This window comes from Flavobacterium sp. TN-1, from assembly GCF_052828645.1.
In genome coordinates this window covers 3,323,905-3,335,610 of sequence record NZ_CM128253.1, presented here as the reverse complement: position 1 = coordinate 3,335,610, position 11,706 = coordinate 3,323,905, and the positions used below count along the sequence as shown (strand labels likewise).

9 protein-coding genes and 1 pseudogene are annotated in these 11,706 nt (G+C 30.3%); 7 read left to right on the top strand and 3 right to left on the bottom strand.

Translation table 11 applies throughout. The annotated features are described in order from the left end of the window. Positions 1–31 precede the first annotated feature (31 nt). A complete protein-coding gene (locus tag ACUXZJ_RS15060; RefSeq protein ID WP_060382770.1) occupies positions 32–694 on the bottom strand; it encodes a thiamine diphosphokinase in 663 nt (220 codons plus the stop codon). 120 nt (positions 695–814) lie between these two features. On the opposite strand from ACUXZJ_RS15060, the gene ACUXZJ_RS15055 reads away from it, so the two are divergent. From ACUXZJ_RS15055 to ACUXZJ_RS15035, 5 genes are all read left to right on the top strand, one after another. Then, entirely contained in the window at positions 815–1,873 is a 1,059-nt protein-coding gene (locus tag ACUXZJ_RS15055) for an EcoRI family type II restriction endonuclease (RefSeq protein WP_081078413.1), read from the top strand. 283 nt (positions 1,874–2,156) lie between these two features. Beyond that, the gene (locus ACUXZJ_RS15050; RefSeq protein WP_060382769.1) at positions 2,157–4,379 is read left to right on the top strand and encodes an NADP-dependent isocitrate dehydrogenase; all 2,223 of its coding nucleotides are present in this window, start codon (positions 2,157–2,159) and stop codon (positions 4,377–4,379) included. Positions 4,380–4,418: 39 nt separating this feature from the next. After that, on the top strand, positions 4,419–4,619 hold the full coding sequence (locus ACUXZJ_RS15045) for a hypothetical protein (protein ID WP_123861983.1): 201 nt from the start codon (positions 4,419–4,421) through the stop codon (positions 4,617–4,619). Positions 4,620–4,631: 12 nt separating this feature from the next. After that, a complete protein-coding gene (locus ACUXZJ_RS15040; RefSeq protein ID WP_060382768.1) occupies positions 4,632–4,814 on the top strand; it encodes a hypothetical protein in 183 nt (60 codons plus the stop codon). A 484-nt stretch (positions 4,815–5,298) separates the two neighbouring features. Beyond that, positions 5,299–6,354, top strand: coding sequence for a serine hydrolase domain-containing protein (locus ACUXZJ_RS15035; protein ID WP_060382767.1), 1,056 nt, complete (start codon positions 5,299–5,301; stop codon positions 6,352–6,354). A 403-nt stretch (positions 6,355–6,757) separates the two neighbouring features. Here the strand turns inward: ACUXZJ_RS15035 and ACUXZJ_RS15030 are convergent. Continuing rightward, a pseudogene (locus ACUXZJ_RS15030) lies at positions 6,758–6,916 on the bottom strand (transposase); the annotation flags it as partial. Positions 6,917–7,069: 153 nt separating this feature from the next. Between ACUXZJ_RS15030 and ACUXZJ_RS15025 the strand changes: the two are divergent. Next, the gene (locus ACUXZJ_RS15025) at positions 7,070–7,831 is read left to right on the top strand and encodes a copper resistance protein NlpE (protein ID WP_158447592.1); all 762 of its coding nucleotides are present in this window, start codon (positions 7,070–7,072) and stop codon (positions 7,829–7,831) included. A gap of 332 nt (positions 7,832–8,163) precedes the next feature. On the opposite strand, the gene ACUXZJ_RS15020 is transcribed toward ACUXZJ_RS15025, so the two are convergent. Then, entirely contained in the window at positions 8,164–8,763 is a 600-nt protein-coding gene (locus ACUXZJ_RS15020) for a MarR family winged helix-turn-helix transcriptional regulator (protein ID WP_060382765.1), read from the bottom strand. A 503-nt stretch (positions 8,764–9,266) separates the two neighbouring features. Here ACUXZJ_RS15020 and ACUXZJ_RS15015 point away from each other — a divergent pair. Continuing rightward, entirely contained in the window at positions 9,267–11,639 is a 2,373-nt protein-coding gene (locus ACUXZJ_RS15015; RefSeq protein WP_063743106.1) for a TonB-dependent receptor, read from the top strand. The last annotated feature ends 67 nt before the right edge of the window (positions 11,640–11,706 follow it).

Below are 11,706 nucleotides of genomic sequence, written 5' to 3'. Positions count from 1 at the left end.
ACTCTAAGTGTTTTTTTATCATTGAAATACATTAATCAAAGGATTCTATTAATAATAAATGTCCTTCGGCATGTTCAATAGTTACAATACCATCTTCTGTTACAAAGTTGCTACTGCCTGTTTTAAAACCTAAAGTTAAGATGTCATTGTTTAAAGGATAAAATAAATTTTTAGAATGAATACCCTTTACTTCTCCAATAGGAATAAGTGAAAGAATACTGTTTTTAGTGTACCACTTTTCAAATTTTTGAGGCAATAAATGAATTTTTGAATAATCATCTAGAATTACAATTTTTAATTCCTCTCTATAACGAGCAATATTCGTAATATTTGTAAGCGTATGATCTGTTCGTCTTCCTGTAGCCCAAATAACATTTGCGGCTTTATGACCTTTATTAATCAAATAATCAAACGCTTTTTCTAAATCTGTTTTATCTTGGTCTGGAGTATGAACAATTTCAAGAGGATATTGTTTCTCTTTATAAGATTCAGCATCAAAACCTCTATCAAAGTCGCCTAATAAAACATCTACTTTTATACCTAAATTAAGAACTCTTTCTATAGCTGAATCTAAGACAATTACGAATGGTGACCATTCAAGTAATTGATCTAATAATTCGCGTGAGCATTCCGCCCCATTAGCAATTATTAATGCGGGTTCTTGGTTATCTCTAACAACGGAGTGTGAAGACATTTTTTCTACAAAAATAAAAAAGAGAGGATAATAATAAGGTAGTAAAAGTCTAAAAAATGAGTATCAACTATAAATTAGTATCTCTGTAACTAGAACTACTTGAAGTAAAAATATAAAAACATAAAAAAGAACCAATCAAAGAGACTAACCGATCAACATAAGCTATCTCAAGGTGTAGTTGGTATATTTGGAAACCAGGCAAAATGGCATGATAATAAGGTTGGTAATATATCTTGTGATGTTATTGAACAACTTAAGAAAGAATATCCTCAATTAACTTTTCGATACAGAAAGAGTGTTAAAAAAGAAGAAATAAATGAAGCTCTAAAAAAAGTAGATAAAGATTTAGGACAAACTCTTTTTGTTTCAAAATCAAGTATAAAGCCTGATGGAGGTATAATTGAAGTAAAAGATGATAATAATAATTGGAGAATAATTTTAGTTTCGGAAGCTAAACATCAAGGGAAAGATATAGAGAATATTTTAAGAGGGAAATTAGTAGGGAAATTAAATAATCAAGATATAAGTTCAGAAAGTATTGAACTACTCAAACAATCTGACATAGTTGTAACAAATCCTCCTTTTTCTTTATTTAGAGAGTTTGTAGCCCAATTAGTTAAATTTAAAAAAGAATTTTTAATAATCGGTAATATTAATGTTATAACCTATAAAGAAATATTTAAACTAATCAAGGAAAACAAAGTTTGGTTGGGAATAAATTTAGGAAGAGGTGTTTCAGGTTTTATAGTACCTAAACATTATGAGCTTTACGGAACAGAAACTCAAATAGATAGTTTAGGAAATAGAATAGTTTCACCAAATAATTGTTTATGGCTAACAAACCTAGATACATCTAAACGACACGAAGACATTGACCTTATAAAAAAATATTATGGTAACGAATCAGACTACCCTAAATATGACAATTACAATGGAATCAATGTAGATAAAACCCAGAATATTCCAATGGACTACGATGGATTTATGGGAGTACCCATAACATTTTTACATAAATTTAATCCTGACCAATTTGAAATAATAAAATTCAGAAAAGGAAATGACGAAAAAGATTTGTCAATAAATGGAAAATGTCCATATTTTAGGATCATAATTAGAAATAAAAGAATAAAAAAAGAATCACAAAAAACAGAAATTCAGCAAATAATAGAAGCCATATAATAAATGTAAGTTTCGTTTTTTTGAAAGTCCGAAAAAAAACGATTAATTAGCAATACGTTTTCTTCATACTAGAAAACATAAGGAATAAAAGTAAGTTTTTGAACCACAATCTACAACCTTCAAACTATCTTTTGTACAAAAACAATGAAGCAATTTTCCCAAAATCCTATTTTCATCCTCTCTTAATTTTCAATTTCATAAAAATAGAAGCCAGCCCTTAAATTCAAAAAGATTTCAGGCTGATTTTCTTATATTTGTGTTCGAAAATAAAACATACCATATAATGTCAAACAAATCAACGATTCATTACACTCTAACGGATGAAGCACCCATGCTGGCTACGCATTCGTTTTTACCTATAGTACAAGCTTTTACACAATCAGCAAACATTGATATTCAAATTCGTGATATCTCGTTGGCAGGTCGTATTTTAGCAAACTTTTCTGAGTTTTTAAACGAAGAACAACGTGTCGCAGATGCACTTACCGAACTAGGACAACTAGCCACTACGCCTGAAGCTAACATCATCAAATTACCTAATATCTCTGCTTCTATCGTTCAATTAAAAGAAGCAATTACCGAGTTACAAGCTCATGGTTTTGCGGTTCCTAATTACCCAGAAGAACCACAAACGGAAGAAGAAAAAAACATCAAAGCTAAATATGCTAAAGTATTAGGTTCTGCAGTAAACCCTGTTTTACGTGAAGGAAACTCGGACCGTCGTGCTCCTAAAGCGGTTAAAAACTACGCAAAAGCGAATCCGCACCGTATGGGCGTATGGGCATCCGATAGCAAAACTTCGGTAGCACACATGAATACTGGCGATTTTTATGGTACTGAAACTTCTACTACGGTAGCTAACGACGGTAAATTCCGTATTGTTTTCAATGGTGCTGATGGTTCTTCAAAAATTTTAAAGGATTTTTCATCATTAAAAGCAGGAGAAGTTATCGACTCTTCGGTAATGAATCTTTCAGCTTTAAAAGCTTTTGTTAAGGAAGCTATCGCAGAAGCTAAAGAGAAAAACGTATTGTTATCAGCACACTTAAAAGCGACGATGATGAAAGTGTCTGACCCTATTATTTTTGGAGCTATTGTAGAAACTTTCTTTGCTGATGTATTTACGACCTATGCTGCTACTTTTAAAGCTTTAGATATTAACCCTAACAATGGTTTACAAGATTTATATGCTAAAATTGCAGGTCACGCGCAAGAAGCTGAAATCAAATCGGCTTTAGATACGGCTTTAGCCAATGGTCCTCGCGTGGCTATGGTGAATTCTGATAAAGGTATTACGAATTTCCACGTTTCTTCTGATGTTATTGTAGATGCTTCTATGGCGGCACTAGCACGTAGTGGCGGTAAAATGTGGAACAAAGAAGGGAAAGAAGAAGATACAGTTTGTATTATCCCAGACCGTACTTATGCAGGTTTTTACCAGGCGGTAGTAGATGACATGATTGCTAACGGTGCTTTAGACCCTAAAACAATGGGAACAGTTCCTAACGTAGGTTTAATGGCGCAAAAAGCAGAAGAATACGGTTCGCACGACAAGACTTTCCAAATCGATGCTAACGGAACTGTAAATGTAGAAGATGAAAACGGAAACGTTTTATTAACGCAAAAAGTAGAAGCTGGAGACATTTTCAGAATGTGTCAAACCAAAGATGCGCCTATTCAAGACTGGGTTAAATTAGCAGTTACTAGAGCGCGTTTATCTGACACTCCTGCTATTTTCTGGTTAGACAAAGGGCGTGCACACGATAGTCAAATGATTCAAAAAGTAGAGAAATATTTACAAAATCACGACACTACTGGTCTTGACATTCGTATTATGGATGTAAAAGATGCCATGGCTGAAACACTAAGAAGAATCCGTGAAGGTAAAGATACCATTTCAGTTTCTGGTAACGTATTACGTGACTATTTAACTGATTTATTCCCTATTTTAGAATTAGGAACTTCTGCTAAAATGTTATCTATTGTTCCTTTAATGAACGGTGGTGGTTTATTTGAAACAGGTGCAGGAGGTTCAGCGCCTAAACACGTAGAACAATTTGTAGAAGAAGGGTATTTACGTTGGGATTCTTTAGGAGAATTCTTAGCATTACAAGCTTCTTTAGAGCATTTAGCACAAACACAAAACAATACTAAAGCACAAGTTTTAGCAGACACTTTAGATGAAGCCAACGCTTTATTCTTAGCAAATGACAAATCACCAGCGCGTAAAGTGGGTGAAATTGACAACAGAGGGTCTCACTTCTATTTAGCTTTATACTGGGCACAAGCATTAGCAAAACAAACAAAAGATACCGATTTGCAAGCTACTTTTGCGCCTATCGCTGAGGAAATGACCACTAATGAAGCTAAAATTGACGCTGAGTTAATTGCTGCACAAGGAAAAGCACAAGAAATCAAAGGATATTACCAACCTTCGTTTGAATTGACTGACAAGGCCATGCGTCCAAGTGACACTTTGAATAGTATCTTAGCCAAATTAAATTAATATAGAGCGACCTTCGGGTCGCTTTTTTATATATAAATTATGAAACTATATAGATTCCTATTCATTGGTATCAGCCTCTTTTCCTGCCAATCAAAAGAACATATCAAAGTCATTACCAAAGAAGTAATCGTTAAAGAAAAATACAATCCTATTGAACAGGATAGCCCTAATCCATTATTTGACTGTTATGAAGGTTCTCAATTAGACGTGAATATCTGTTCTTCAAAAGAGTTAGCCTAATACGACAGTATATTGAATTTAAAATATAAGCAAACGCTACAGCAACTAAACATTCAAATTAAAGAAGAAAAAGAAACCCAAGAAACCTATGCTTTACAACTTAAAAACACTCTAATAGACTCTCAAAAAAATGGATTAACAGGAAAGAATCTAATCTGGAAGTTATTGAAAATTATTATGACGATGGTTCTATAAGACCGTTAGGGAAAAGCACCCAAACTATAAACGGTACCAAAGAACGAATCAAATTCCTTGAACATATTGCTAGTGGATAAATTTAAAAAAGACTTGCTGAGAATATATTCTACGGAACACATTTCACAATTAATCAGTTTAATTTTCAGAAAAAAGCTCCTTGAAAAGAGGCTAGGCAATCTAAAGTGATCTTAAAAGATATACCTACAAGATTAACTAAATTTAGTGTTAATACTCGATACGTTTCGCCCACGAGCTGACATCGCTCCCTGATTTTGTAGTCTGGAAACCTTTAAAGAAATTATTGATAATCAAGTTAAGGACAATTAGCGGTTTAAAGAAATTGGAGTTTAAGTCTAAATTTAATGGTTATTTTATATATTTGACTTCAGTCTTAACGAAAGGTTTTGGAACAAAAATTCCCGACTTCTTAAAGCCAGCGGGAGGTTAGCTGTAATATTCATCAACACTATAACATAATATTATGAACAAAAACATAATTGTCCTATTATTGATTATTTCAAATAATCTTTTTTCACAAAAAATTAATTTTGAGAACTTAGGTAATTATCTTAATTATATTGAAAACAACAATTTAGGAACTGGTAGTGTATCAATTTTTAAAAACGGTGAAGAAATATATAATAAAGATTTTGGGCAGAAAAACATCCCAGATTTGATTTATAATAATACAACTAAATATCAAATTGGTTCAGTGACTAAACTGATTACAGCTACTTTGATATATAAGTTAATTGAAAAGAAAAAACTAGGAATCAATGATAAGCTATCCGATTTTTATCCTGAAATACCTAATTCAGAAAAAATAACTATTAAAAACCTGTTAGAACATACAAGTGGATTGGGTAGTTATGTCGTAAAAGAGGGACAAGTATGGGTAACTGAAAAGGTTACCGAAAAAGAAATTTTTAACTTAATAATAAAGCAAGGAGTAAGTTTCGAGCCAAATGAAAAAGTAGCTTATTCCAATACAGCTTATTATTTGTTGACTAAAATTATTGAAAAAAAATACAAAAAACCATTTCACAAAGTATTCACCCAAGAAATCGCCCAACCGCTTAAACTAAGAAATTTGGTATCCATAAAATCAAATCCAAAAAATGTGTTTAAACCTTATCATTATAAGATGAATAAATGGCAGGAATTAGAAAAAGAGATAGATTTTTTTAATGTTATTGGTGTGGGTGACATGGCTTCAACACCTAAAGATCTGAATATTTTTATTAATAATTTATTTCAAAACAAGATTATAAAAAAAGAATCTTTAGAGATGATGCTGCCTTCTGGAAATACCGATAGCTGGGGAAGAGGAATTGCAACCTGGATGTTTGATGGGATTGTGTTTTATGGACACGGAGGAGATACATTAGGCTCACATGCGCTTCTTATATATAATAAAGACGAAAATTTATCAATTGCCTATACCACAAATGGTGAAAGAATTCGCAAAGAAGAATTTACAAAAGATATTATTTATTCCCTTTACGATAAAGATTTTGATTTTCCAATAATTAAATAAAAAATACTAAAGCCAACATCTAAGGTTTCGTTGGACATCAAAGAGCCAACAATGAAATCCTTGCTAAAGAGAACCTATTATGTGTCGTCTACTATGGAGAGATTAATAGATAATTGACGGTTTTTTTGAAATTTATTTTTAAGAATTTATGAGTATTTTTTGTCGCTCTTGAACATGAAAATACATTGTCCACAAAATTTACTTTTACAGAAATTAGAGTTTTGGCTATCCTCAGGATACCAATCCAGTGAACCTCTTTTGTCAAAAACAGCTAGGGTATGCAAATTTCCATTTTTGCAATAGGAATATTTAGGTACTACTTTTGATTTAGGATTTTTTTGTATTAGCTCTACTTGTAATTTTGTCTGTTAAGCAGGTAAATTATTGCTTTTTATAGTATTCCTCAAAAAGCATAATGCCTTATTTTGACAAAGTTTTGGGGTAGTATATGCCATACAAATTTCTTTGTGAACTCCTCTAAGGAAAGGATCATTTGTTTTTTAATACCTTCTGTCTTGTAACCCTTGAAACTAAAAGTTACTTCTTTTGAATTTACCTCTTTGAGTTGATGGTTACGAGTACTATTTTAGTATATATTAGGATAATTTATACCTAGTCAGTATTATGTAAAAAAATATATTAAAATCTTTTTTTAAAATAAACCAAAATTTGGCAAGATTATTGGTTGATGATTATCATATATCAATATCAAATCATGAAAAAAATAACATTTATTCTTTTAGCATCTAGTGCATTATTATTAACTCATTGTAAAAAAAATGAGACGGGAGTTGTAAATCCTACAGAAGCCACTTCTGAAAACGATTTCATAGGAATGTATAACGGTACGATACCATGTGCTGATTGTCCTGGTATATACACAAATATTACATTTAAAAAGGATGGGAAAGTTGCAAAAAGTACACTGTATTTAGACAGTGATGATACGTCATTAACTGAGTATGGAGTATGGAGTAAAGAAAATAATATTATTGAGGTTACTATTCCTAATTCTCCTAAAGAATATTATACTATAAAACCAGATCATACTTTAACTTTGTTAAATGCTGATAAAAAAGAAGTTTCTGGTGAATTAGCTAAGGCATATATTTTTGAAAAAATAGAAAACTATACATCTAAAATGTTGAACGGAACGTACCAAACAAGTATTGATGGTAAAGGATATAATCAAATTTTAGAACTAAAAGCGGATAACGATAGTATTTACAATGTAAAAATTACCTTTACTGGAGCAACTAAAGGATGTACTTTTGAAGGGAAAGGTAAATTAGTGAATAACCAGATTGATCTTGATTTAAATAAAATCAAAAACCACTTAAAAGCTACTATGACCATTCAATTTAAGGATGATACTAAAATTGCAGAAGTATTTTCTTCTAAATTTGATGAACGTTTTGATTTAATGTATTTCTGTGGAGGTGGTGCTAGTTTAGCGGGAGATTATACTAAAAAATAAATTTAAAATAGATAAGGAATCTAATTTTATACCATTATTTATCAATCTAATATAGAGGCTGTCCAAAAAGTAATAAATCAACATGCAGTTTGTCACTCCAGTAAGGAGGAGTTTCATAATCAAAATTATGTGATTTCTCCCTTTGGTTGAAATGACAAGGTTGTGAACTTTTTGGACAGTCTTAGTTTTTGATAAAATAAAGCAATTGAAAGAGCTTTCACAATCCGATATAATGATTCTTTTATTGTGTTAGTATGTCTAGTAAAATAGATTTGATTTTATGAAAATCTTTTAATAAATATAAAAAAAAAGGATAATAATTTTCCTGTTTTTTATGGAATTATATGCTCAGGACAATCCATTCTGATCTCTGTTTTTTTTAAATGTGTTTGCATAAGATTGCAAAAATGGCCATCTTCCTTGTTTTCATAAAATTTACAACTAAAACACATACGTTGTACTGAAATAACATCTATTTGAGTTAATTTAAAGATTAATTTTGATAATAATTCCCAAACAACTTCTTTATCTGAAATTTCTTGTTTCTCAAAAAAAACTTGTAAAGGTTGGGTAAAGTCTTCTACTTTTAAAACAATTTCACATCCATTAGTTGTCAGCTTCATACAATAGCTTCTGGAGTCATTAGAATCTTGTATTTTTTCAATTAATCCTTTTTGTTCTAATATTTTTACAGCATCACTTATCGTAGGTTTGGTAACGCCAAATTCTTTTGCTAAGTAACTAACGGTAGAATATTTTTGATCATGATATTTTATAAAAATGAGTATTTGAATTTGAATAGGACTTAAAGCCCATTTTTTAGATTGTTCCCAAATTAAATAACGATGCACTGTTGCCAGTTTATCTAAACCTGCCACAATTTTATTATCAATTGATAAATTTTGATATTTGAGATTAAATACACTTTTCATAAAAAAGTAAATCAGGAATTAGCCTTAGTGGACAAAATTAGTAATACTATTTTTTTAATCATGTATAAAAACATAATTTATGAAATAAATTATAAAAAGGGTTAAGAGGATAAGAGATTTCAATGTTTAATTTGCTTCAATCAATTGATGATTCTTGAAATAAAGGGAGATTTAATAGTAGAATAAATTCAATATAATTGTAAAACTTTTCTTGTTGTTAGATTAAAGGCTCTCTGTTAATCTTAATTTTTAAGCTATTTTTCCTTTTTAAATGAATGTTTATAAAGAATTGATTTTTTTTAAATCGTATTATAAAACATTTTTATTTGGTATTCTATTTTAATGTAAATTTGATTAAAATTATTTCATTTTAAAAAGCAATATTTTCTGTAGAAAATGTAACATTTAGTCTTATTGTTAAACTAATTTATAGAATACAATAAGTGTATATGTCTTAAAATTTTAAATAAATGCTCTTCTAAAAATTAAAAAACAAACATACAATGAATTTAAAAAATATATTACTGTTCTTTCTTGCCTTGTACAATTCATTTCTTTTTAGTCAACAAAAATTTACCTTAAGTGGTATTGTTTCTGAAGCTAAAACAAATGAAACTATAATAGGTGTTAATTTACAAATTGAAGGGACTTCAATAACCTCTTCAACTAATGAGTATGGGTTCTTTTCTATGACTTTACCTGAAGGAACATATACTTTAGTTGCAAGTTCTTTTGGTTTTAAAACAGAACGCCAAAAACTGGAACTAAAAGGAGATGTTAAATTAAATTTTCGGTTAGAAGAAGAAAATAAGCAATTAAAAGAAGTGGTAATAACAGATACGAAACAAAAGGCTAATATACGCAAACCTGAGATGAGTGTTAATAAATTAAATATTCAAACAATCAAACAAATTCCAGCAGTATTAGGAGAAGTAGATGTAATCAAGTCACTTTTATCATTACCTGGTGTTACTAATGCAGGAGAAGGACAATCGGGTTTTAATGTTCGAGGAGGCGGAGCAGATCAAAACTTAGTTTTATTGGATGAAGCTACAGTATATAACGCATCACATGTTTTTGGGTTCTTTTCAGTATTCAATCCAGATGCTATTAAGGATTTAAAATTATATAAAGGAGGAATTCCTGCAAAATATGGAGGTAGAGCTTCATCTGTTTTGGATATTTATCAAAAAGATGGCAATAGTAATCGTTTTTCAGTCAATGGTGGTATTGGGCTTATTACAAGTCGATTTTTGGCAGAAGGACCTATTGTAAAAGAACGAGGTTCTTTTTTGGTAGGAGGAAGGTCTTCTTATGCTCATCTATTCCTTAAATTAAGTGATAATAAAAATGCGGCTTATTTTTATGATTTAAACGCTAAATTAAATTATAAATTAAATAGTAATAATAACCTATACTTATCAAGCTATTTTGGTCGTGATGTTTTTGAATTTAGTAAGACCTTCTACAATACTTATGGTAATACGACACTTAATTTAAGATGGAATCATTTGTATTCAGATAAACTTTTTTCTAATTTATCTCTAATTTATAGTGATTATTATTATGGTTTGAGGTTAGATTTTGTGGGCTTTAATTGGAACTCTGGTATCAAAAATTATAATATTAAATATGATTTTAAACATTATATAGCAGACAAATTAAAGCTAAACTATGGCTTAAATGCCATTTATAGTGATTTTAATCCTGGAATTATAGAACCAACGGATCAAAAATCACCTATAACTTATAAAAAATTAGATCAAAAGTATGCTTTTGAACCTGCCCTTTATCTAGATGTTGAACAAAAAATAGGTTCAAAAATTGGAATTTCTTACGGTTTGCGTTATAGTCAATTTTATCGTTTGGGAAATTCTACTATTAATTACTATGATAATGATAATCCTGTAATTTTTGATTCTGAATCAAAAATTTATGGAAAAGCGACTCCTATTGGTCAAAAAACCTTTGGTTCATTTCAAAAAATAGCTTTTCATGATTATTTAGAACCCCGTTTTGCAATGGCATACGAGTTAACTCCTGAACAGTCATTAAAACTAAGCTATAATCGTATGGTGCAATACTTACAACTGGTTTCTAATACAACTTCTCCTACCCCTCTTGATGTTTGGACTCCTAGTGATAATTATATTAAACCACAAGTTGCAGATCAAGTTGCTATAGGATATTTTAATAATTTTAAAAACGACATATATACCCTAGAGGTTGAAACATTCTACAAAAAAATACAGAATAGAATGGATTATATTGATGGTGCCGATTTGATAGCTAATGAAGCTATTGAACAGGTTGTTTTAAATGGACAAATGCGTTCGTATGGTTTAGAACTTTTACTCCGAAAAAATAGTGGTAATTTAACAGGATGGTTATCCTATACGTTATCTCGTTCTGAACAACAAACTCCTGGAAGAAATAATCAAGAAATAGGAATTAATAATGGAAAATGGTACCGTTCCGCTTATGATAAAACCCATAATATTGTATTTACAGGAGCCTATAAATTAAATGAAAAATGGAGTTTTGGAGCTAATTTTACTCTTCAATCAGGACAACCCGTTACGTATCCTAATGCTCAATATGTATATCAAGATCTAGTGGTGCCTAGTTATGGGGTAAGAAATGATAATAGATTACCAGCTTATCATCGTTTGGATGTATCTGCTACGTTAAAACCTAGAAAAAATATAAATAGAAAATGGCAAGCAGAATGGGTTTTTAGTATCTATAACTTATACAATAGAAAAAATGCCGCCTCTATTAGTTTTAGACAAAATAAAGATACTGGAATTAACGAAGCCGTTAGATTATCTATTTTTGGCATGATTCCGTCTGTATCGTATAATTTTAAATTTTAAAGTAAATACATACAAAAAATATTAAATTACTATTAACGTAACGGGTATTGATTACAAATAAACTTAC

Bases quoted from the DNA above. Each gene is read 5' to 3' on its own strand.
- ACUXZJ_RS15060 (WP_060382770.1), bottom strand. From the start codon at position 694: ATGTCTTCACACTCCGTTGTTAGAGATAACCAAGAACCCGCATTAATA.
- ACUXZJ_RS15050 (WP_060382769.1), top strand. From the start codon at position 2,157: ATGTCAAACAAATCAACGATTCATTACACTCTAACGGATGAAGCACCC.
- ACUXZJ_RS15045 (WP_123861983.1), top strand. From the start codon at position 4,419: ATGAAACTATATAGATTCCTATTCATTGGTATCAGCCTCTTTTCCTGC.
- ACUXZJ_RS15035 (WP_060382767.1), top strand. From the start codon at position 5,299: ATGAACAAAAACATAATTGTCCTATTATTGATTATTTCAAATAATCTT.
- ACUXZJ_RS15025 (WP_158447592.1), top strand. From the start codon at position 7,070: ATGAAAAAAATAACATTTATTCTTTTAGCATCTAGTGCATTATTATTA.
- ACUXZJ_RS15020 (WP_060382765.1), bottom strand. From the start codon at position 8,763: ATGAAAAGTGTATTTAATCTCAAATATCAAAATTTATCAATTGATAAT.
- ACUXZJ_RS15015 (WP_063743106.1), top strand. From the start codon at position 9,267: ATGAATTTAAAAAATATATTACTGTTCTTTCTTGCCTTGTACAATTCA.